The organism is Pseudomonas sp., from assembly GCF_035554175.1.
Lineage (GTDB): Bacteria > Pseudomonadota > Gammaproteobacteria > Pseudomonadales > Pseudomonadaceae > Aquipseudomonas.
In genome coordinates, this window is record NZ_DATMIV010000050.1 from 346,554 (window position 1) to 368,900 (window position 22,347).

General features: G+C 60.4%; 19 protein-coding genes and 1 tRNA gene. 17 read left to right on the top strand and 3 right to left on the bottom strand.

Annotated elements, in window-relative coordinates; genetic code table 11:
• Window positions 1-86: 86 nt before the first annotated feature.
• Window positions 87-174: transfer RNA gene (locus VNV36_RS22960), tRNA-Ser, on the top strand.
• Window positions 175-267: 93 nt separating this feature from the next.
• Here VNV36_RS22960 and VNV36_RS22965 read toward each other — a convergent pair.
• Both VNV36_RS22965 and VNV36_RS22970 read right to left on the bottom strand, forming a co-directional pair.
• Window positions 268-1,533, bottom strand: a complete 1,266-nt coding sequence (locus VNV36_RS22965; protein WP_325720942.1) for an APC family permease — start codon at window positions 1,531-1,533, stop codon at window positions 268-270.
• 188 nt (window positions 1,534-1,721) lie between these two features.
• Complete coding sequence (locus tag VNV36_RS22970; protein ID WP_325720864.1) at window positions 1,722-1,973, bottom strand: hypothetical protein; 252 nt, start codon at window positions 1,971-1,973, stop codon at window positions 1,722-1,724.
• 206 nt (window positions 1,974-2,179) lie between these two features.
• Between VNV36_RS22970 and VNV36_RS22975 the strand changes: the two genes are divergently transcribed.
• Both VNV36_RS22975 and VNV36_RS22980 read left to right on the top strand, forming a co-directional pair.
• Window positions 2,180-3,619 carry an ATPase domain-containing protein gene (locus tag VNV36_RS22975; RefSeq protein ID WP_325720866.1) on the top strand — a complete coding sequence of 480 codons (1,440 nt, stop codon included), beginning with the start codon at window positions 2,180-2,182 and terminating at the stop codon, window positions 3,617-3,619.
• 23 nt (window positions 3,620-3,642) lie between these two features.
• Entirely contained in the window at window positions 3,643-4,005 is a 363-nt protein-coding gene (locus VNV36_RS22980; RefSeq protein WP_325720868.1) for a response regulator, read from the top strand.
• 54 nt (window positions 4,006-4,059) lie between these two features.
• Here VNV36_RS22980 and VNV36_RS22985 read toward each other — a convergent pair whose 3' ends face one another.
• Window positions 4,060-5,037 (bottom strand): SDR family NAD(P)-dependent oxidoreductase, encoded by a 978-nt coding sequence (locus VNV36_RS22985; RefSeq protein ID WP_325720870.1) that lies wholly within the window; start codon window positions 5,035-5,037, stop codon window positions 4,060-4,062.
• A gap of 686 nt (window positions 5,038-5,723) precedes the next feature.
• On the opposite strand from VNV36_RS22985, the gene rfaH reads away from it, so the two are divergent.
• The 14 genes from rfaH to VNV36_RS23055 all read left to right on the top strand — a co-directional run bounded on the left by rfaH (window position 5,724) and on the right by VNV36_RS23055 (window position 22,342).
• Window positions 5,724-6,242, top strand: a complete 519-nt coding sequence (gene rfaH / locus VNV36_RS22990; RefSeq protein ID WP_325720872.1) for a transcription/translation regulatory transformer protein RfaH — start codon at window positions 5,724-5,726, stop codon at window positions 6,240-6,242.
• Window positions 6,243-6,294: 52 nt separating this feature from the next.
• Window positions 6,295-7,455, top strand: coding sequence for an outer membrane beta-barrel protein (locus VNV36_RS22995; RefSeq protein WP_325720874.1), 1,161 nt, complete (start codon window positions 6,295-6,297; stop codon window positions 7,453-7,455).
• A 12-nt stretch (window positions 7,456-7,467) separates the two neighbouring features.
• Window positions 7,468-8,001, top strand: a complete 534-nt coding sequence (locus VNV36_RS23000; RefSeq protein ID WP_325720876.1) for a polysaccharide biosynthesis/export family protein — start codon at window positions 7,468-7,470, stop codon at window positions 7,999-8,001.
• Between the two features lie 2 nt (window positions 8,002-8,003).
• Entirely contained in the window at window positions 8,004-10,313 is a 2,310-nt protein-coding gene (locus tag VNV36_RS23005; RefSeq protein ID WP_325720878.1) for a GumC family protein, read from the top strand.
• A 67-nt stretch (window positions 10,314-10,380) separates the two neighbouring features.
• Window positions 10,381-11,772, top strand: coding sequence for an undecaprenyl-phosphate glucose phosphotransferase (locus VNV36_RS23010; RefSeq protein ID WP_325720879.1), 1,392 nt, complete (start codon window positions 10,381-10,383; stop codon window positions 11,770-11,772).
• Between the two features lie 46 nt (window positions 11,773-11,818).
• The gene (locus tag VNV36_RS23015; RefSeq protein ID WP_325720881.1) at window positions 11,819-13,177 is read left to right on the top strand and encodes a UDP-glucose dehydrogenase family protein; all 1,359 of its coding nucleotides are present in this window, start codon (window positions 11,819-11,821) and stop codon (window positions 13,175-13,177) included.
• Entirely contained in the window at window positions 13,174-13,881 is a 708-nt protein-coding gene (locus VNV36_RS23020) for a WecB/TagA/CpsF family glycosyltransferase (RefSeq protein WP_325720883.1), read from the top strand. Before VNV36_RS23015 ends, VNV36_RS23020 begins: the two co-directional genes overlap by 4 nt.
• 11 nt (window positions 13,882-13,892) lie before the next feature.
• On the top strand, window positions 13,893-14,972 hold the full coding sequence (locus tag VNV36_RS23025) for a glycosyltransferase (RefSeq protein ID WP_325720885.1): 1,080 nt from the start codon (window positions 13,893-13,895) through the stop codon (window positions 14,970-14,972).
• Window positions 14,969-16,075: a glycosyltransferase gene (locus VNV36_RS23030; RefSeq protein WP_325720887.1), complete on the top strand. Its 1,107-nt coding sequence runs from the start codon at window positions 14,969-14,971 to the stop codon at window positions 16,073-16,075. Before VNV36_RS23025 ends, VNV36_RS23030 begins: the two co-directional genes overlap by 4 nt.
• Window position 16,076: 1 nt before the next feature.
• The gene (locus tag VNV36_RS23035; protein WP_325720889.1) at window positions 16,077-17,384 is read left to right on the top strand and encodes an O-antigen ligase family protein; all 1,308 of its coding nucleotides are present in this window, start codon (window positions 16,077-16,079) and stop codon (window positions 17,382-17,384) included.
• Window positions 17,378-18,307, top strand: coding sequence for a glycosyltransferase family 2 protein (locus tag VNV36_RS23040; RefSeq protein ID WP_325720891.1), 930 nt, complete (start codon window positions 17,378-17,380; stop codon window positions 18,305-18,307). Before VNV36_RS23035 ends, VNV36_RS23040 begins: the two co-directional genes overlap by 7 nt.
• Before the next feature lie 20 nt (window positions 18,308-18,327).
• Window positions 18,328-19,746: an oligosaccharide flippase family protein gene (locus VNV36_RS23045; protein WP_325720893.1), complete on the top strand. Its 1,419-nt coding sequence runs from the start codon at window positions 18,328-18,330 to the stop codon at window positions 19,744-19,746.
• Between the two features lie 31 nt (window positions 19,747-19,777).
• Window positions 19,778-20,833 (top strand): UDP-glucose 4-epimerase GalE, encoded by a 1,056-nt coding sequence (galE, locus tag VNV36_RS23050; RefSeq protein WP_325720895.1) that lies wholly within the window; start codon window positions 19,778-19,780, stop codon window positions 20,831-20,833.
• 30 nt (window positions 20,834-20,863) lie between these two features.
• Window positions 20,864-22,342, top strand: coding sequence for a family 16 glycosylhydrolase (locus tag VNV36_RS23055; protein WP_325720897.1), 1,479 nt, complete (start codon window positions 20,864-20,866; stop codon window positions 22,340-22,342).
• The last annotated feature ends 5 nt before the right edge of the window (window positions 22,343-22,347 follow it).

Here is a 22,347-nt window from a genome sequence, read left to right on the forward strand (position 1 = left end):
AGATCATAACAGACGCTCTGTAACAAGCCATGCAGAGAGTTTGACAGTGTGTTTCATTCAGGTATTATGGCGCCCGCAACGCAAACGGAGGTGTGGCCGAGTGGTTTAAGGCAACGGTCTTGAAAACCGTCGACTGTAACAGGTCCATGAGTTCGAATCCCATCGCCTCCGCCATATTTTGTACCGACAAAGCCCTGATTATTCAGGGCTTTGTCGTTTCTGGGGTTCCCTGTTCTTTCTGGAACGTTCCTCATCTATTGCGGTGCGCTAGCCAGGTTTACTGATTGCCGACAGGCGGATACGAGAGCACCCGTGCAACAGCATTCCCACGATGATCAATGCACCCGCCCGCAACCAGGTCTCCCAGCCCTGCTGGCTGAGCAGCACCAGACAAGACGCGATAGCAAGCATCGGGACAAATGTGGGAACTCGGAAGTGACTTTCCTCGACTACGTCGCGGCGCAGAACCAGCACCGCAACGTTTGTGCTGAGAAACACGAACAGCAACAGCAGAACGACCGTTTGCGCCAGCGTCGCCAGGGTACCCGTTAGCGTCAGGGCAATTGCCACCACAGTGGTTGCGACAATTGCCGCCCATGGGGTTTGTCGTTTCGGCAGAACCGCACCCAGAACGCCCGGCAACAGTCCCAGATTGGCCATGCCATACGTCAAGCGACTGGCCATGATCATGGTTAAAAGCGCACCGTTAGCGACCGCTATCAGTGCGATGAACGAGAACAGTGCCGGTGGAATATTCAACGTGGATACTCGCACGACCTCAAGTAACGGCGCCGACGTCGCCAGCAAGCGCTCCGTGGACAGAACCGAAGAAGCGGCCACACCCACCGCGATGTAAACGACACCTGCGGTCAGCAAAGCCGCGAACAATGCGCGGGGGTAGACCTTGCGAACGTCTTTGATTTCTTCGGCCAGATTGGCAGAAGTTTCAAATCCCACAAAGGAATAGAAGGCGAGCAACGCCGCGCCCAACACCGCAAGCACCGGACTGACGCCAGGCTTGAACGACAGTGTGCGAGCCAAATCCGCCTCGCCGGTGCGGAAAAACCACGCAGCGGCAACAATCACCAGAATCAAACCTGACAGCTCGATCAACGTCATGACCAGGTTGGCCCCAAGCGATTCCTTGATACCGCGCGCGTTGAGTAACCCTATCGCCAGCAGGAACACCAGCGCCGCAATATGAGGCGGTACGTCAACGAAGGCTTTGAGGTAATCACCCGCAAATGCCAGCGACAAACCGGCCGCGCTGGTCACCGCAGCAGCCAGCATGCAAAAGCCGACAAGAAAGGAAACGAGCGGAGATTTGAAGGCTTTTTCGGCGAACACGGAAGCCGCGCCAGCATGCGGATACTTCGTTACCAGCTCGGCGTAAGAACCGGCAGTCAACATCGCAAAAAACAGTGCCACCAGCAGCGGCACCCAGATGGCCCCGCCAACCTCTCCTGCAATCGTTCCGGCGAGTGCGTAAACGCCTGCTCCCAGAACATCCCCGAGAATAAAGAGGAACAGCATCGGGCCGGTGATTGCCCGGCGAAGAGAAGTCTTATGCGTTGGAGTCGTCACGTTCAGCCCTTGATTCAGGTGGAGAATTCAGCTGCAGTGCCGGGAGCTGGCAGGTTGTAACCTGAAGCAGTGGAAGCTCGTGACTGTGGCAAAGTTCAATTTCTGTCACAGACAACTGATCTTGAGCTTGCAACGCATCAGTCGTGATAGTCCCCTCCCGCCGCAGCGCGCAGATAGGCCTCGTCTGCCTCGACTCGCAGTTCTCGCCACTCCTGCCAGTCCACTAAACCCAGTCTGTCCATTTCATCGGCCTGGCGCAGGAGTTCCTCATGCCAGGTATCCGGGCACTCGCTTCGCAGTGCGTCATCATCAAATGCCCGATGCCAGCGATCGTAAGCCTGCAGCTTCAGCTGTTGCTCGAGTGAAAATGTGTTGGTCAGGGAGTTCATGGCGCTGCCTTCTCGACTTGATTAGTCAATGGAGCCCGGTGGTTCAGCGGCAGTTCAGAAGAACCGACCAGAGGACGATCACGTGCCCCGTTTCCCCAGGGCCAACGCGACTTTCTCTTATCCGCAATGGCCGCCGGATTGAAATGGCGTTAGCATCCCGACCATTGGGCTGAACAAGCCTGTTTTTTTCAGATCAGGGTCGCATTGTGGAAAAGCTAAAACGCCTTCAAAGCGGAATCGAAGGGCTCGACGCGCTGCTTCAGGGAGGGCTGGTCGCGGGTGCTTCGTACATCATTCAAGGGCGTCCGGGCTCCGGCAAAACCATCCTTGCCAATCAGCTTGGATTTCATCATGCGCGCAACGGCGGTCGTGTTTTAGTCGCCACGTTGCTGGCCGAGTCGCACGACCGTCTGTTTCAGTTCCTGTCGACGATGAGTTTCTTCGACTCGTCGCGTATAGGCGCCGAAATACAATTTGTCAGCGCGTTCGATACGCTGGAAAACGAAGGCCTTGATGAGGTGGTGAAACTGCTTCGGCGTGAAATCAGTCGGCAGAAGGCGACTGTCATGGTGGTTGACGGATTGCTCAATGCTCGCTCCAAGGCCGACTCGCCTATCGACACGAAAAAATTCATCTCCGAGCTGCAAGGCCATGCGGCATTTGCCGGTTGCACCGTGCTGTTTCTTACCAGCTCGCGCCTTGACGACGGCAGCCCCGAACACACCATGGTCGACGGCGTCATCGAAATGGGCGAAGAGCTGTTCGGTACCCGTTCGGTGCGACGTATCCATTTGCGCAAAACGCGCGGTAGCGGCGCATTGACCGGTGTCCACGAATGCGAAATCAACGATGACGGTCTGGTGGTCTATCCGCGCCTTGAGAGCCTGTACAAGCGCCCTTCCGCCCCGGACAGTGCCGACATGACGCGCATTCCCAGCGGCATCGCTTCGCTGGATGACATTCTCGGTGGTGGCTTGCACAGTTCCAGCGTTTCCCTGGTGATGGGGCCGTCCGGCATCGGTAAAACGACACTAGGCCTGAAGTTCCTCGCGCAATCGACGCCCGACGCTCCGGGGCTGCACTTCGGTTTCTATGAGAGCCCGCAGCGCCTGCGCCTCAAAGGCCGCTCGCTGGGCATCGATATCGAAGAAATGGAACGCTGTGGTGCCCTGAGCATCACTTGGCAGCCTACTACCGAAGGCCTGCTGGATGGCCTCGGCGCACGTTTGCTCAGCCTGGTCGAGGAAAAACGCATCAAGCGTCTGTTCATCGATAGCCTCAGCGGCATGACACGGGTTTCGACCACTCCGGAACGCATCACCGACTTTTTCAGTGCACTGATGAACGAGCTGCGCTCCAGAGGCGTTACGGTGTTTGCCTCCTGGGAAATGCGCGACCTGTTCGGCTCCCAGATCAGCGCACCGACCTCCGACCTGTCCAGTATTGTCGACAACCTGATACTCATGCGTTTCTTTGAGAATCACGCTGAACTTCGCAGGACACTTTCCATTCTCAAGGTACGAGATAGCGCCTATAACCCGTCGCGGTTCGAGGTGGTTATCCGTGATCAAGATGTGTTCCTGGAAAAGGCTTTGAGAAATGAACCTTCAGTCTCAACTGAGTCATTGCCTGGTTCATCATCGTAAGTCTTTGAGCGGGTTGAAATAACATGACCACCATCCTGGTAGTCGACGACGAATATCTGATTGCTGACATCCTTGGCTTCGCGCTCGAGGATGAGGGCTTCATGACGGTGACCGCCAGCAATGGCAAAAAGGCTCTGGAAGTGCTGGAGCGAGAACGTCCAGCCTTGATCATCACCGACTTCATGATGCCGGTCATGGACGGCCTGGAGTTTGCCGAAGCCGTGCGTGCCCTGCCGTCCGTCAATCACTTGCCGATCATCCTGATGAGTGGCGCTCAGGCCCACATCGGCATGCAGCGCTCGGATCTGTTCGATGTGGTGCTGGCCAAGCCTTTCGACATTGACGTGATTGTGGCTGAGGTCAAGAAACTCTTGGCGACGGACTAGGCCGTTGCCCATAGAAGCGTTTCTGTTCTTTTTCTCGACCGCAGTCTTATGGCCTCACTCAGACCGATAGAACTGGCGATACCACTGCACAAAAGCCTGCACGCCCTGCTCGATCGGCATTTGCGGACTGAAGTCGATGCAGCGTGACAGCGCTGAAACGTCCGCCCAGGTTTTCAGCACATCGCCCTCCTGCATCGGCAGATAGCGGCGCTGCGCTTTGATCCCCAGGGCGCTCTCCAGACATTCGACAAAGCTCATCAGGGCCACCGGGCTGCCGCGCCCGATATTGAATAAGCGATTCGTGCCGCGCTCGGCGCTGCGTGCGGGCGGCCGCTCGAGCAGTCGGAATATCGCTTCGACGATGTCATCGATATAGGTGAAATCCCGCGCCATTTCGCCCCGGTTGTAAATATCGATGGCGCGCCCTTGCAGCATCGCGTCGGTGAATTTGAACAGCGCCATGTCCGGTCGGCCCCAAGGGCCGTAAACGGTAAAAAAGCGCAGGCCGGTGGCTTGTAGCCCATAGAGGTGGCAGTAACTGTGCGCGAGCAATTCGTTGGCGCGTTTGGTCGCCGCGTACAAAGACACCGGCCGGTCGACCGGGTCGTCCTCGTGAAACGGCATTTTGCTGTTGGCGCCATATACCGAGCTGCTGGAGGCGTAGATCAGATGGTCGGGTTGGTGGTGTCGGCAGGCTTGCAGCACGTTGAGAAAACCCACCAGATTCGACTGCGCGTAAGCGTCAGGATTATCCAGGGAATAGCGCACCCCGGCCTGCGCGGGCAGGTGAATGACCTGTTTGAAGTGGCCGTGTTCGAACAGCGCGGACAGCGCAGCCTGGTCAACGATATCCATTGGGTGGAACGTAAAATTGGCCAGCGCCTGCAATCGGTGCAAACGAGCCTGTTTGAGTTTAACGTCGTAGTACGGATTGAGGTTGTCGATGCCGACGACCTGCTGGCCCTCGCGACATAAACGCATGACCGTGTGATAACCGATAAAGCCTGCTGCCCCCGTTACCAGAACGCTCATAATTGCCTCGATTCCCAGTTGGACTCTAAGAAGATGCGCAGCCCGGACGTCTCGCAACAGTACTTCGGCAACTAGTCATAGGCCACGTTAGTTTCCGAGACCAGCGCGATCCGACGTGAGGCATATATCACGATGTCTTTCCTCCGGCTCAAACATGTAATAATGAAACTAATTTGCTATCACCGACTGCATCTAGCGATGCGCGACTTCAATACACTCGAAAAGTTTAAAAAATCCGACGAATAAATTTCGTCTTTACAATCCAGTGACTTACGAAACATGGCCATCATCAGCGGATGAAAGGCAGTCTTTTTGACTGTTATTAATTGACAGCCTGCAAAGACTGGCCGATAACTAATCACTGCCCGAAGAGCTAAAGCCGTCGCGCACTTTGCAGCGCTTGGGCTAGTTATGTAATTGGATCCTGAAGGTCGCAACTGCGAACCGTGCGGTAGCTTTGCTCAAACAAAAGCACGCCAGTTCGTTATAGCCAAGACGACCACGGATATAACAATAACCCGACCAAGTTGATTCATTTTTGAAACACTTCTTCTGCCAATAAACATTGATGCATCTGGCTCGGCACTTTGCCTTGATCAGCCTACTACCTACTAGCAAGCATGACGGCTCGTCCCACGTTATCGGCCGCGCTGCTTAAACGATCGCTATGTATGGAGTACTCCAGCATGCTAACGGTTTGCCGCAACGGTTCTAACTGGTATTTATTGCAGTGCAAGCCCCGCCAGGATGAACGGGCACAACTCAATTTGCAGCAACAGAACTACTCGACCTTTCGGCCGCAGCTGATGAGCGAGCGCAGTATTCGTGGCAAACGCCAACGAACGCTGGAATCGCTGTTTCCCGGTTACGTCTTCATTCAATTGAGTCGGGATGACAACTGGGCGCCGATTCGCTCGACGCGCGGTGTCAGCCGCATCGTCGAATTCAATCACGTGCCTGCCCGGGTCGACGAAGACGTGATTACGCGATTGCGCGCACGCAGCCAGGAGTCGCTCGGTTTTCCCGCCGAGCAGACACTCCAACCCGGCGACGCCCTGCACATCGTCGACGGCCCGCTGTCCCCGCTTGAAGGCGTGTTCCTGTCCATGCAGGGCGACGAGCGCGTGATGATTTTGCTGAATTTCCTCAACCGCCAACAGCACGTCAGCGTCCCGCTGAGCTACCTCGAACGCCAGCGACAATAACGCCGGATCCGCTTCGCCCTGACACCGACCCCCTTCATCAGGAGCGTGATCCATGGCTCTGAAGCCTCGCTGTTCCCTGGTTTTAGTCGTCGCCTGCTGTGCCCCCGAAGTCACGTGGAGCGTTGAGCCGCAAGCGATCAATGTCTATGGCTTCGATTTCACCCCGACGTTTGCCTTGTCGGAAAGCTACGACGACAACTTTCGCGAAGTCGAACACGATGTCGAATCAACCATGGTCACCCGCTTGGCGCCCGCCTTCGAGCTCAAGGCCGAAGATCGCAACAGCGCCACACGGGTGATCTGGGAGCCGACGCGCTACATCTATCACAGCGCCTCCGACGCTTCGAACACCGCCCAGCGCCTGCGCGCCGACAGCATCATGGAGTTCACCGATCGGCATCGGCTGAAGCTCGAAGCCGAGGCGCGCAAATACGAGCGCACCACCTCGACCGCCGTCGATGGCATCAACGACAAGATCGAGAGCAAGCGCGTCGGCGGCGTCTACACCTTTGGCGCGCGCAGCGCGCTGAACCAGATCGATCTCGGCGCCAGCTACGCGCAACTGCGCTATGACAACTCCGATGGCATCAATGATGACAAGGAGCGCAACACCAGCAACCTGACCACCACCTGGTATCACCGCCTAGGGAGCAAGACCCGTGGCTTGCTTGAGTACGACCACACCCGCTTCGATTACCTGCAATCGAACAGCCCGCGCAGCAGTCGCTCCGATGCCGTGCTGGCCGGCGCCGAGTGGGACATGACGGCGAAAACCACCGGCAAATTGCGCGTCGGCTACGAGCGCAAGAACTTCGATCGCAGCGGTTCCGACGACCTCAGCAATCCGACCTGGCAAGTGGATCTGGCGTGGAAACCGCGCACCTGGTCGACCTTTACCTTCCTCGCCCGCCAGGCCATGGCCGAGGGCGACGATGGCTCCGACGCGGTGAAAGCCACGTTCACCCAGATCGGCTGGCGGCACGGCTGGACCGAGCGCATCACCACGGTCGCCGAAGCCGGCATGGGCCATTACGTCTATGAAGGCCAGGACCGCAGCGACGATTTGCAGGATTACAAACTCGGCGTGATTTACGAAATGCGCCGCTGGCTGGACATCGAACTCGCCTATCGCCACCGCGACAACGATTCCGATGCCGACAACGAGAGCTTCACCCGCAACGTCATGCAGATCACTTTCGACGTCAGTCTGTAGGAGGGTTGGGCCATGCATACGCGCCTGATTTTACTGTTGTTGCTGCTCTGGACTGTGCCTACGGTCGAAGCAGCGGACAGCGCCACCGATTACCGTCTGGCCGCCGGCGATGTCTTGCGCATTACCGTGTTCGGCGAGCCGGAACTGAGCTTCAAGAAAATCCGCCTCAACGATGCCGGCACTTTTTCCTACCCGTTTCTCGGCGAGATCGTCGCCAAGGGTCTGACGCCCAATCAGGTCGAACAGAAAATCGTCGACGGCCTCAAGCAAGGCTATCTGGTCGATCCGAAAGTCAGCCTCAGCCAGATCGAATACCGGCCCTTCTACATCAATGGCGAAGTGCAGAAGCCCGGCAGTTATCCCTTCCAGCCCGGGCTCACCCTGGAAAAAGCCATTGCGCTGGGTGGCGGACTGACCGAACGCGCTTCGATGAAACGCGTGACGATTCTGCGCGGCAGCGGCGGCCCGCCGGTCACTGAAAACATCTCGCGCACCACCGTCATCGCTCCCGGCGACACCATTTCCATTGCACAAGGCTTTTTCTGATCATGGACAACAGCCCAAGCACCTACCTCGAACGTCCACTCCAGGGCCACTTGCAAGCGCAAGCCGCCGATGAGTCGGACACCCTTGATCTGCTGCACCTGTGGCGCGTGGTCTGGACGGCCAAGTGGAACATCGCCTGGCTGGTGCTGCTCAGTTGCGCGCTGGCGGTGGCGGCGCTGTCATTGATTACGCCGCAATACGTCGGCAGCGCGACGTTGCTGATCAAGGACAAGACGCCGCCGGTCATGAGTTTTCAACAAGCGGCGGAATCCGGCGGCGCCACTACCACCGATTACCTGCAGACCCAGCAAGCCCTGTTGCAGTCACGGGAACTGGCCGAGCGCGCCGTGCGCAAACTCGGCCTGACCACTCACCCGATCACTGACCCACGGCAACAGGCGCAGAGCTGGTTCACCCCGCGCCAGTGGCTGGCCGAGCTCAATCGTGATCAATGGCTGCCGTGGGCGGATCTGCTCCCGGCGCCGAAGCCGCCAGCCACCGAAGAACAGATATTCAACGACGTCACGCAAAACCTGATGCTGCACACCAGCGTCAAATTCGTTGGCAAGAGCCAGTTGCTGGAAATCGATGTCGAGCTGCCCGACCCGGCCCTCGCTGCCGCCGTGGCCAATGCCCTCGCCCAAGGTTTCATCGACAGCCAGCAGGACACCAGCCTCAAGTCCTCGCAGAACAACACCAGCTGGATGAACACCCGTCTGGTCGAGTTGCGCGACAACCTGCGCGTTGCCGAAAACAAGTTGCAGGCCTATCGCGAGGAACAGGGTCTGGTCGACGTTGACGGCGTTGCCACGATCAGTGCCAACGAGCTGCAAATGACCGGCAACCGCATGATCGATGCGCGGCGTGATCGCGCCGAAGCCGAGAGCCAGTTCCGCCAGGCGCAGGCCTTGAGCAACGGTGATATCAGTCGTTTGTCGAGTGTCCCGGCGGTGCTGAGCAATCCGTTGATTCAACAGTTCCAGGCCGATCTGGCCAAGGCCCAGGCAAAAGTTGAAGAGCTGTCGGGCCGCTACGGGCCGAAACACCCGGCGCTGATTTCCGCCCGCTCCGAACAGCGCACCGCCGCCAACAGCCTGCGCCTGCAAGTGCAGCAGGTGGTCGCCGGCATTGAACGGCAATATCAACTGGCGGTGGCCAGCGAAGACGCGCTGCGTAAGTCGTTCAACAGCAACAAGGCGCAGATTCAGGACATCTCGCGCAAGGAATTCCAGTTGCGCGAATACCAGCGTGAAGTCGACAGCACGCGAGCGCTCTACGAAACCTTCGTCACCCGCCTCAAGGAAACCGCCGCCACCTCCGACATGGATTCGGCCAAGGCACGCATCGTCGATCCGGCCATCGCGCCGCTGGAAGCGAGCAAGCCGCGCAAGAACCTGATTCTGGCGATCGTCGCGCTGGTCGCCGCCGTGGTCGGTGTCGCCCTGGCCTTCCTCTTCGATACGCTGAGCAACACCTTCAAGACCGACGACACCGTCGAGAGCCTGCTCAATGTGCCGTTGCTCAGCGTGGTGCCGCTGGTGATGAAGAAGAGCCGTCGACAGTTGGCGCGGTTGTTCGAGGATAACGACCACCCGCGCTTCTGCGAAACCATCCGCAACCTGCGCACCTGGCTGATGCTGCAAAGCAACGAACGGCCGGCGCAAGTGGTGCTGGTGACGTCCTCGGTGTCCGGCGAAGGCAAGAGCACTATCGCCAACAACCTCGCCTCGTCGCTGGCGCCGCTGGAACGGGTGTTGCTGATCGACGCCGACATGCGTCAACCGACGCTGTCGCTGAACTTCGATTTCCCGCCGGAAAACCCCGGCCTGGCCAACCTGATGGCCGGCACTGCGCGGCTCGAAGACTGCATTCGCAGCGTGGGCAATCTCGACATGTTGCCGGCTGGCTGCCTGACGCCCTCGGCGCTCGACCCGTTCGATGCGCCTCGGCTGAAATCATCGAGCAGCTCGAGCAACGCCGTGGCGCCCGCGCAGGACTTGCTCAGTTCACCACGCCTCGGCCGGCTGTTGCAGATTCTCAAATCGCGCTACCGGCACATCATCATCGATTCGCCGCCGGCAGAAATCGTCAGCGACGCGCTGTTGCTGGCCAAGCATTCCGACGCGGTGATCTATGTGGTCAAGGCGCAGAGCACGCCCGTGGGCCAGGTGCGCAAAAGCATCGCGGTGTTGCAGCAAAGCCAGGCGCCGGTGTTCGGCGTGGTGCTCAATCAGGTCGATCTGCGCAAGGCGCGCAAATACGGCCATGGCCATTCCCGCTCCTTCTACGACTACGACTTCGCCCCGCGCTGATCCTCCGGGCCGTGCCGCCCGGCAGCGCCGATCCTTTCCCGTGCTCGACGAATCGGAGATCGCGCCGATGACTTCGCAATATTCCGCGCAAATGGCACACCGTCGCGGCCTCACCTTCTGGGGGCAATGGTGGTGCGCAATGACCCTGGTCAACCTCTTGCTGATCGTACTGGTGCACTGGCGCATCGGCGCTATGCCGAGTGAATACCGGCTGCTGATCATTCTCACGGTGCTCGGCTCGATGCCGGTCTACAGCCTGGTGCAGGTCTATCACAAACGCCATGGCTTGCTGGTCGGATTGGGGCGATTGCTTGCCGGCTGGCTGATTCTGCTCGGGCTGCTGATGAGCATCGCTTTCGTCACCCAGACCAGTGCGTTGTTTTCCCGGCAGGTAGTGATCGTCTGGGCGGTGGTCGGGTTCCTCGCCCAGGCAGCGAGTTTCTTGCCCTTGCATCTATTCGTGCGCATGTACACCAAGATGATCTGCAACGAGCGCCGCGCGGTGATCATCGGCACATGCCCGACCGCCCATGAACTGGCGCGAAAACTCCTCGACCCCGACCGCGCGCTGCTGCTGGGTTTCGTCGCTGCCAAAGGCGACAGCGGCCCGGCGCCGAGCATTCTGCCGCTGCTCGGCGAGGTCGAAGACATTCGCGAAATCATCACGCGCTTGCAGGCGCGACGGGTGTATATCGTCCTGCCGATGGCCGAAGCGGCAACGATCGAAGCGCTGTACATCAACCTGCTCGACATGAATGTCGACGTGGTGTGGATTCCGGATCTGGGCAGCATGGTGCTGCTCAACCATTCGATCTCCGAGATCGAGCGGATGCCGGCGATCTACCTCAACGAAAGCCTGCTCACCTCGCACCCCGGCAGCCTGTTCTGCAAGGATCTGTTCGAACGCAGCGTGGCGGCGGTAGCGCTGATTCTGCTCAGCCCGTTGCTGCTCGGCGTGGCCATCGCGGTCAAGCTGACTTCGCCGGGGCCGGTGCTGTTCAAGCAGAACCGCCATGGTTGCGACGGCGAAGTGATTCGCGTGTGGAAATTCCGCTCGATGCGCGTGCATGACGATCAGCAAGTGCGCCAGGCCACCCGCGACGACGACCGGGTCACGCCGCTGGGACGCTTTCTGCGGCGCAGCTCCATTGATGAATTGCCGCAACTGTTCAACGTGTTGTTCGGCCACATGGCGCTGGTCGGCCCGCGCCCGCACGCGGTCACCCACAACATCTATTACACCGGCAAGGTTCGCGCCTACATGGCGCGCCATCGACTCAAGCCCGGTATCACGGGCCTGGCGCAAATCACCGGGCATCGCGGTGAAACCGAGACCGTGGAAAAGATGCAGCGCCGGGTCGCCCAGGACCTCAATTACATCAATCAATGGTCGCTGTGGCTGGACATCAAGATCCTGCTGAAGACGCCCTTCACCCTGTTCTCGAAAAACATCTACTGACAGCGGCCACCTCGCTGGCCCACCCCACCGCGCATGAGGTTTTCCCATGAATGTGAGTGTATTCGGTATCGGTTATGTCGGACTGGTCCAGGGCGCCGCGCTGGCCGAGGTGGGCCACAACGTGCTGTGTGTGGATGTCGATGCGGCCAAGGTACAGGCCTTGAACGACGGCTCCCTGCCCATCTACGAACCCGGCCTGAAAAGCCTGGTGCGGGAAAATCATCACAGCGCACGGCTGCAATTCGGCAGTGATCTGGCCGCCGCGGTAAAGCACGGCGACGTGTTGCTGATCGCGGTCGGCACGCCGCCGGACGAGGACGGGTCGGCGGATCTCAAACATGTCCTCAGCGTCGCCCGCACCATCGGCGAGCACCTGCGCGGCGAGCAGATCATCGTCGACAAATCCACGGTGCCGGTGGGCACGGCGGATCGGGTGCGCGAGTGTATCAGCGCAATCCTCACGGACAGCGGTCGCAGTGCGCTGACGTTCGATGTGGTTTCCAACCCGGAATTTCTCAAGGAAGGCTGCGCAGTCGACGACTGCATGCGCCCTGACCGGATCATTATCGGCACCAACAGCCCGCGTGCCGAAGCGGTAATGCGTGAGTTGTATGAACCGTTCAATCGCAACCGCGAAAAAATCATCGTCATGGATGTGCGCAGCGCCGAGCTGACCAAATACGCGGCCAATTGCATGCTCGCGACCAAGATCAGCTTCATGAACGAAATGGCCGGGCTCGCGGAAAAGCTCGGCGCCGACATCGAAATGGTTCGCCACGGCATCGGCTCGGATCCGCGCATCGGCTATCAGTTCATCTACCCCGGCATTGGTTATGGCGGCTCGTGCTTTCCCAAGGATGTCCGCGCGCTGATCCATGCCGCCCACGGCGTCGACATCGATGCACGCCTGCTCAGGGCGGTTGAGTCGCGCAACAACGAGCAGAAGAGCACGCTGTTCCACAAGATCGCCGATCACTTCAACGGCGCCCTGGAAGGCAAGACCTTTGCGCTGTGGGGCCTGAGTTTCAAGCCGAACACCGATGACATGCGCGAAGCGCCCAGCCGTGTGTTGATGGAAGCGCTGTGGCGTGCCGGCGCCAGTGTGCAGGCGTTCGACCCAAAAGCCATGGAGCAGGCGCAACAGCTTTACGGCCCGCGCGACGACCTGACCCTGGCCGGAACCAAGGAAGCGGCGCTGAAAAACGCTGACGCCCTGGTCATCGTCACCGAGTGGCAAGCGTTTCGCGCGCCGGACTTCGAACTGCTCGCCCGCCAGCTGAAAAATCCGCTGATCTTTGATGGCCGCAACCTGTTCGATCCGCAACGCCTGAGCGCACGCGGGTTCACCTACATCAGCGTGGGTCGGCCGACCTGCGCTGCCGAAGCACAGGATCTCGCATCATGATCCGCCTGGAATTGCTGGATCGTTATTCGCCGGCGCTGCTGGAATCGAACCGGGCGTTCTCCTTTCTCAACTTCGCCTCGATCGGCAGCTTCATTCGCCAGCCGCCACCGTCGCTGGCGTATTTCTGCGACGGCATGCTGATGTCCGGTTTCATGTCGCGCATCACCGGGCGCGCGGTTGAGAGGGTCAGTTTCGACTTCACCTCAATTGCCGATCCGGTTTTGCGCGAGTCCGAGCGACGCGGCAAGCGCGTCTATGTGGTCGGCGCGCGGCAGGCGGAACTTGATCGTTTCGTGGAAAAACTCGGCATTCAATATCCGCGCCTGCAACTGGTCGGCGCGCACAGCGGTTACTTCGACGCCGGACAAGGCGCTGCGCTGCACGCCGATATCCGCCAGCGCCGGACCAACCTGTTGCTGGTCGGCCTCGGCGCCGGTCTGCAAGAACGCTTTGTCCTTGAGGCGCTGCACGGCGGTTTCAGCGGCGTGGCCTTCACCTGCGGTGGCTTCATCCGCCAGGAAGCCAATGCCAGCGAGCGCTACTACCCCGACGCCATCAATCGTCTGCATCTGCGCGCCTTCTACCGCATGTACCGCGAGCCGCACACGATCAAGCGCTACCTGCTCGATTACCCGAGCAATGCCCTGCGCCTGACCGAACTGATTCTGCGCCAGCAAGTGGCGATCAATGTCACCGCCCCGTGAGGATTTTGCCGATGCATATTCTGTTTACGCTCAAGGATTACCAGACTGGCGGCGGCGTCGAATGCGTGCAGCAGCGCCTCGCCGAGCAGTTCCTGCAGGACGGCCGCCGGGTGAGTTTTTTCGTCATGAACGGCGATTCGCCAAACATCGACGGCGCACGGAGCATGGCCGGTGGCGGTAGCGGCCTCGGCGGCTGGCTGAAATCGATTGTGCTGCTGCGCCGAATGATTCGCCGCGAAGGCGTGACGCATCTGATCGGCGCCAAGGAGCAGGCCAATCTGTGCACCTGGTTCGCCACTCTGGGCAGCACTTGCAAGGTCATTTACACGCGCCACGCCGCGCTCGATTGTGCCGAGCAGAACACCGGGCGCGCCAGTCTGCGCCTGTTGTACGCGTTGTATCTGTGCGGCAGCGGCAAGGTGGTCGCGGTGTCTCAGGGTTTGCGCCAGTCGCTTGCCGGGTTGATGCCGTGGGGCCAGCCGCGCATTCGTTATTGCCCGAACGCGGTGATCACCGAGCAATTGTTACGTGCCGCGCAAGCACCATTGCCCGGTGGCGTGCCCCATCACTACTGGCTGGCGGTCGGCCGACTGGTTGCAACCAAGGGCTTTGACCGGCTGCTGGAAGCTTATGCACTAGCGGCGCAACAACGCACGCTGCCGTATCTGGTGATTGCCGGCGACGGCCCGTTGCGCGAACAGCTTGAGGCCCAAGCGCAACGACTGGGCATCGAACGGCTGGTGCATTTCACCGGGCATTTGCGCAATCCCTATCCGCTGATTCGCCATGCGCAACTGTTGGTGCTCAGTTCGTTGCACGAAGGCTTGCCGACGGTGCTGGTCGAGGCGCTGGCGCTGGGCACGGCGGTGATTTCCACCGATTGCGGGAGCGGCCCGCGCGAGTTGCTCGACGGCGGACGCCTCGGACGTCTGGTCAGCGTCAACGATGTTCCGGCTCTGGCCGAAGCGCTGCTCGACAGTCTGGCCAGCCGCGAACCCGCAGCGCCGGTGCGTCGTTCAGTCAGTGAGGCGATCCTGCCCTATACCAGCCAATACGCCGCCCAGGCTTATTATCAGGTGTGGAACCGATGAAAAAACTGTTGATCATCCTCCAGGATCTCGGCGCCGGCGGCGCGGAAAAAATGATGGTGCGCCTCGCCGGCGCCCTGGTTGAGGCCGGCAACGAAGTCACTCTGCTGATGCTCACCGGTGCCGGGGTGAATCAGCCGGCGCTCGACCCTCGGGTCAGGCAAGTGCTGCTGGACAGTCCGCGCAGCGCGGCGGCTGTTCCGGCGCTGACACGGTTTTTGCGCAGCAATCGGTACGACGCGCAACTGGCCGCCCTGACCCACGTCAACGTCGTGGCCATTGCCGCGGCCGCGCTGTCCGGGACGCTGGCGCGACTGCACGTCAGCGAGCGCAACGCGTTCTCGCGGGACAAGCACGTCAACCCGGCCTTATCGGTCAAGCTGGCCTACTGGCTGGCGCCGTGGCTGTACCGGCTGATTCCCAACCCGGTGATCTGTGTGTCACAAGGCGTCGCCGAGGATCTGGTCGACACCACCATCGCCCGCCCGCGCGACGTGACCACGGCCGACAACCCGGTGCTCGACAACGACTTTCGCGACAAGCCTGCCGCCGCACCCAGCCACCCGTGGCTTGTACACAAAACCACCCCGGTGATTGTCGCGGTCGGACGGCTGGCGCAGCAAAAAGGCTTCGACACTTTAATCGAGGCCTTCGCCCGCCTGCCGCAATGCGATGCGCGCCTGATCATCTTTGGCGAAGGCGCACTGCGCACTGAACTGCTCGCCCAAGCGGCAGCGCTTGGTATCGCGCAGCGCTGCGACTTGCCCGGTTATGCCAGCGATCCCATCGCCGAAATCGCCCGAGCCGACTGTTTCGTCCTGTCGTCGCGTTTCGAGGGCAGTCCCAACGCCCTGGTCGAAGCCCTGTCGACCGGCACGCCTGTGGTGGCGACGCGTTGTCCGTATGGCCCGCAGGAAATCCTCGCCGATGGCGCCGTCGCGCCCTTGGTCGAGGTTGACGACGCGGTCGCGCTCGCCGCTGCAATCAGCGATCAAATGACCACACCGCGCGCCCTGCATCGTCAGCGGCGCATCGATGCCGCCGCGCGATTCGTCAGTGGTCGCGCCGTGCAAACCTACCTCAAGGCGTTATTGCGGAGGCACTGAGATGAATCGCCTGCAAGTGCGCTATTCGACGCTGGCCGATGCTTTCACCCTCTTCGGCGTGCTGTTCTATACGCAGGTGATCGGCTTCTTTCTGCGCCTGGGCAACGTCAGCACGCTGGACGATGCGCAGCAGGATCTTGAGGGCAATCTGGCCAATCAGATTTGTGGCTTGCTGACTTTGCTGGTGCCGCTGTTGTTCTTCATCCGGCACAAGGTGTTCCTTAGCAAAAGCTTCTACCGGCAGAATCTGTTTTTGCTGTTGTTCCTCGCCTGCGTGGCGGCGTCGATCAGTTGGTCGAGCGAGCCGATGCTCAGTTTCAAGCGTTTCGTGGCGCTGCTCAGCGTGGTGTTTTTCGCCGGGTTCATCGCCTGGCGCTACAGCCTGGAACGCATCGCCTTTCTGTTCGGTTGCGTGATCGGTGCGGCGGCGTTGGTCGGGTTGATCTTCGCTTTGATCCGGCCGGATATCGCGTTCATTTCCGGCGGCATTCGCGACGGTGCCTTTCGCGGCGTTTTCGCGGAAAAGAACGCCGGTGCACGTCTCAACGCAATCGCGATCCTGTTACTGCTGCCGATGATCCGCCAGCGCAACCCGCTGGCCATGCTCTACGGGCTGTTCGCGTTGATCGCCATAGGCCTGGCGCAATCGGCAACGGCGATTGCGCTGATCGTCGCCGGCACCGCCAGCTACGCGTACTTCATCACGCTGATCCGCTTGCGCATCAACCGCTCACTGCTCGCGTTCACCGCAGCGACGCTGGTGTTCTTCCTCTTGTGCGCGGTGCTCTACGCCAACTACGCCATGCTGCTGGAACTGGTCGGCCGCGACCCGTCACTCACCGACCGCACGCTGATCTGGGAGCTATTGCAACCGCTGATCGACGATCAGTTTCTCAAGGGCTACGGGTTCGGCGCGTTCTGGGCCAGTGCCGATGCCGATGCGTTCATCACGCGCTGGGGCTACATCGGCAACGCCCACAGCGGCTACGTCGAGACGCTGCTCAACGGCGGTGTGATTCAGTTGATTGCCCTGCTGCTGATGTTTGCCCAGACCCTGACCAAGCGCTATCGGGCAATCACGGCGGACCAGTCCGCACGATATCAGGCTTGCGCATTGGTGATCATCGGTCTGTTCGTGGTCACCAACTACGTTGCCTACGTGATCCCCAATTACCGCTCGGGCGAGTTCCTGATTTTCTGTGTCCTCAGCCTGACCTTCCGCCATCACCTCGTCACACGCACGCAGCCGGTGCCGATTGCCACCGCCCGGCCGCTGCGCACAACGTTCAAGGAGCAACGCCCATGCTGAACGAACCGTCCGCCGTCACAGTGTGCGTGGTGATTGCGCTGTACAACGCCGCCTCCAGCATCGAACGCACGCTGGATTCAGTGAGCGCGCAAACCCGCCTGCCCGACAAGGTCATCGTCGTCGATGACGGCTCCAGCGATGCCGGGCCGGACATCGTCAGGCACTATTCAGCGCCCTTCCCCATCGTGCTCTTGCAGCAGCCCAACCAAGGCCCGGCCAGTGCGCGCAATCGCGGCGTGTTCAGTGCCGAGGAAACCTTTATCGCCTTCCTCGATGCCGACGACCGTTGGCATCCGGAGAAACTGCAAAAACAACTGGCGCTGCACGCCGAACTGACGCAACAGGGGCGCAGGGTCGGCCTGGTCGATTGTTATCAGATGAGCGAATTCAGCGACGGCAAACGGCAACTGGAGGATCGCTGCAAGCAGGGCGATCACTTTGCCGATTTCATGCGCGAAAACATCATCAACGGCACCTCCGGGGTATTGGCGCTGCGGGAGATCATCGTCGCCATCGGCGGCTTCGATCAGAGCCTGCGCTTTGCCGAGGATCGCCTGCTGTGGACCCGCATCGCTGAAATCAGCGAGATCCACAGCGTGCCGCAAATCCTGCACTGGCGCGCCGTCAACGGCGCCAACATCACCGCGCAACCGCACAAGTATTACCCGCACAAGCTGCGCTTCATCCAGCTGTACCTGGCGCGTTACGGCACGCGGCTGAACAGGCAGCAGCGGATCTATTTCGTGCTGGCCAACCACGCCGAATTTCTCAACGCGTTTTCCCGGCGCGGCGATCATCGGCGGGTGATCGAGGTGTTTCGGCAGATGCTCGGGCACTCATGGCAGACGCTGTTTTTCCTCCAGGGCAAGCCGACCCTGCGCTACCTCTACGCCTGCTTTAAAAGCTTGCGCAAAAGCAGCTGACTCATTCAGGTATCGCCCTCATGGCCAACCGTCGCCTGATGACCCTCGTATGGATTTTCACCGAGAAATTCGGCCTGATTTTCCTCTCGATGATCACCTTTGTCGTCTACGCCCACCTGCTGACGCCCACGGAGCTGGGCATCGGCACGGTGATCATCGCCGTGGTCGAAGTGGTCGGCATTGTGTTTTCGTCGATGCTGGAAGATCCGCTGGTGCGCCTGCAGCGCCTGGAAGACAAGCACGTCAGCAGCGTGTTCTGGTTTGCGGTGCTGGTCAGTCTGGGCTCGATTGCGCTGATTTCACTGGCGGTCGTGCTGTACACACCGTCCACTGCGTTGCGCTGGATGACCGCGGTGGCCTCGATAAAAATCCTCTTCACCCTGATGGCCCGGGTGTATGTCGCGCAGATGCGCCGCACGGGCAATTTCAAGCTGCTGGCCTCGCGTACGTTGCTTGGCAAAGTCGCCGGCGGTGTCGGCGGTGTAGCGGTGGCGCTGCTGGGATTCGGGCCGTGGGCGGTGATCGCGCAGGCGTTGATCATGGACTGCATCGCCACGGTGGTGCTGATGCGCAGCGAACGTCGCCGCATTCCCTTGCTGATCGACCGCCAGGTGCTGGGGCAATTGCTGCGCGCTGGTCTGCCGGTGTGCATTAACGTCATGAGTTCACAGACGCTGCAACGTGGCGTCAACGTGATTCTCGGTCTCACCGCCGGTGCCCATGCAGTGGGCATGTTCAACCTGGCCATGCGCATCATCGATCTGCCGCGCTCGGCGATCTATAACGGTTTGATGAGTTACGCCTTGCCGGTGTTCGCCCGGCGCAGTACCGAGCCGGCGCGGCTGATCGGGGTGATCGGCGATTCCACCGCCATCAGCGGCTTCGTACTGACGCCGCTGTTTTTCGGTATTGCCCTGACTGCCGAAGACATCATCCTGTTGATCTTCGGTGCCAAATGGGCAGACGCCATCCCCCTGCTGCAAGTGCTGGCCTGCACAGCGGCGCTGGGCAATCTGGCGCTGTATGCGACCACCGCGCTGGTGGCGGTCAACCGCACGCACCTGACGCTCAAGGCCGAAGTCGTTACCACCCTGCTCGCGCTGGCACTGGTTTATCTGCTCGGCGCTACTTACGGCGGCATGGCGGCGGCCCTCGCTTTGCTACTGCGCATGCTGCTGATCACGCCGTTGCAGGTGCGCGGCCTGCATGCGGCCATCGGTTACCACTGGCGCTGCTTTTTCCAGTCCGGTTATCGCAGTCTGTTCGCCTCGCTGCTGATGGCCGTCGTGGTGCTCTGGCTATCGCGGCACACAGGCTTGTCCGGCTACGCACACCTGGCCGGTGACATCGCCATTGGCACGCTGACCTACGCCTTGGCCTACAGCCTGCTGCATCCGCGCTGGCCGCAAGAATTCAGGCTGGTGTTTACCGCCCGCTGAGCTGGACTTCCTCGCAATGGAGCACGTCGTCATGCGCAAAACCACGTTGATCACGGGCGGTGCCGGCTACATCGGATCGCACACGGCACTGCAACTGATCGAGTCCGGATGCTCGGTACTGATCCTCGACAACCTGTGCAACAGCAGCCGCGAGTCAATCGCACGGCTTGAGCTGTTGAGTCATTCGCGCATCGTTTTCATCGAAGGCGATATCCGTGACGCGGCGTTGCTCGAAGAGATCTTCAGCACTTACGCGATTGACGCGGTGCTGCATTTCGCCGGCCTCAAAGCGGTGGCGCAAAGCGTGCGCCGGCCGATGGATTACTACGCCAACAACGTCGTCGGCACACTCAATCTGTGTCAGGCCATGGCCCGTGCGCATGTGTTCAACCTGGTGTTCAGCTCATCGGCGACGGTGTACGGCGAGCCAGCCGTCACGCCGATCGTCGAAGCCCACGGCACCGGCAAACCGGCCAATCCTTACGGTCGCTCCAAGCTGATGATCGAAGAATTGCTCAGCGACCTCGCCCGCGCCGATTCGCGCTGGAACATCGCCGTCCTGCGCTACTTCAACCCTATCGGTGCGCATGAAAGCGGGCTGATCGGCGAAGCGCCCAACGGTCGGCCGAACAATCTGCTGCCGTGCCTGACCGAGGTTGCCAGCGGCCAGCGCGCGGCGTTGACCGTATACGGCAATGACTATCCCACCCCCGACGGCACCTGTATTCGCGATTACATCCATGTGCTGGATCTGGCCGAAGGTCATCTCAAGGCGCTGCATATTCTGCAAAGCGATGACCATGGCCTGCATATCTGGAATCTCGGCACGGGCACCGGCTACAGCGTATTGCAGATCATCAGCGCCTTCGAAGATGTCACCGGCCTAAGCATTCCCTACCAGTTCGCGCCGCGCCGCGCCGGTGATGTCGCCGAGTGCCGAGCAGATGCGAGCAAGGCCGGACGCGAACTGGGCTGGCGGGCGCAGCGCGAGCTGACGCAAATGCTCATCGACAGCTGGCGCTGGCAGACCAACAACCCATGGGGTTACCGTCCGCAACCGGCGCCGCTGCTGGCGGTGGGCACTTGAACCGGCGCAAATCCACGTTAGGGACAACTCATGAACAGATCACGCTGCATGCTGTTTGTTTTACTGCTGCTGAGCGCTGGCGCCAACGCCAATATTCCAGGGCCGGTCACTGAAGGACTGGTGTTGTGGCTCGACGGTAACGATCCGGCGGCCATGACTCTGGAGGGGCAAAATCAGGTCGTGCGCTGGCTCGACAAATCCGGCAAGGGCAATGACGTCAGCGTCGACAATCGAGCCGCGACGACATTGCCAACGCGGGTCGACAATGCCCTCAATGGTCATGGCGTGGTGCGCTTCAGCGGCACGGCGGCGTTCATGGGCCAGGCGATTCGCACAGCCAAAGGCCCGGTGACGGTGTTCGTGGTCTCGCGGCGTTTGCCCGAGCAGGCCGGTGGCAAGGCCTGGCAACGGCTGTTCAGTTCGCGACCGCAACTGGCTGACAACGATAACGTCGCGCCGAACTTCGGCATCAGCGTGCAGCAGACCAGCGCGTACGAACCGACACTGGCGCTGCTGGAAACCAGTGACGTGCCGATCGGCCCGTTCGCGGTCGCGCGCAACGTGGTCGGCACCTCGGAGATCCTGCGTGGCGACATCGCCGAAGTGCTGGTTTATGACCGCCCATTCAGCAACCAGGACGAACGCCGTAGCGTGTTCGACTACCTGGCGCAAAAATGGGCGGTCGCCGTTCCGCAACAGGCCGATGCGTGGACCCGCATCGGCCCGCTAGGCCCGACACCGACGCCGGTTACACCCGATGTTCCACTGTCGGATCAGGCCAATGCCGGCGGCTGGAAGCTCGATGCACGCCTGTCCGATGAATTCAACGGCAGCGCCCTCGATGCCGAACGCTGGCACGTCAACAACGCCACCGGCACCGATTCCCTCGGGCGCAAACCGGCGCTGTTTCTGCCGGAGAACGCCAAGGTCGGCAGCGGCAATCTGAACATCACCTTCCGCAAGCAGACCCTCCCGGAGAAATATGTCGCCATGGGCTACAAGGACTACAGCTCGGCAATGGTGCGCACCCATGAACGGGGGATGTACGGCTATTACGAAGCGCGGGCGAAACCGATGAATTCTGCCGGGTCCAGTGCGTTCTGGCTGGCCTGGACCGGCCTGCCGGACAACGCCACGGAAATCGATATTTTCGAAATCGGCGGCAAAACCCGCAACGAAGTGTTTGATCGCCGGTACAACATGAACGCCCATGTCTGGGCCAGACCGCAGAATGATCAACACCTGAGCTCCGGCAGCACCTGGATCGCACCGTGGCGGCTGGCCAATACCTTTCATGTCTACGGTTTCGACTGGCAACCCGAAACCTTGCGCTGGTACGTCGACGGCGTTCTGGTTCGAGAGATGAAGAACAACTATTGGCACTTTCCCATGCAAATCGTTTTCGACAGCGAAGCGATGTGGGACTGGTTCGGCGTGGTCGACGATGCTGACCTGCCCTCGGTCTTTCGCATCGATTACGTCAGGGTCTGGACCCGTTCAGCGCAATAGGGCTG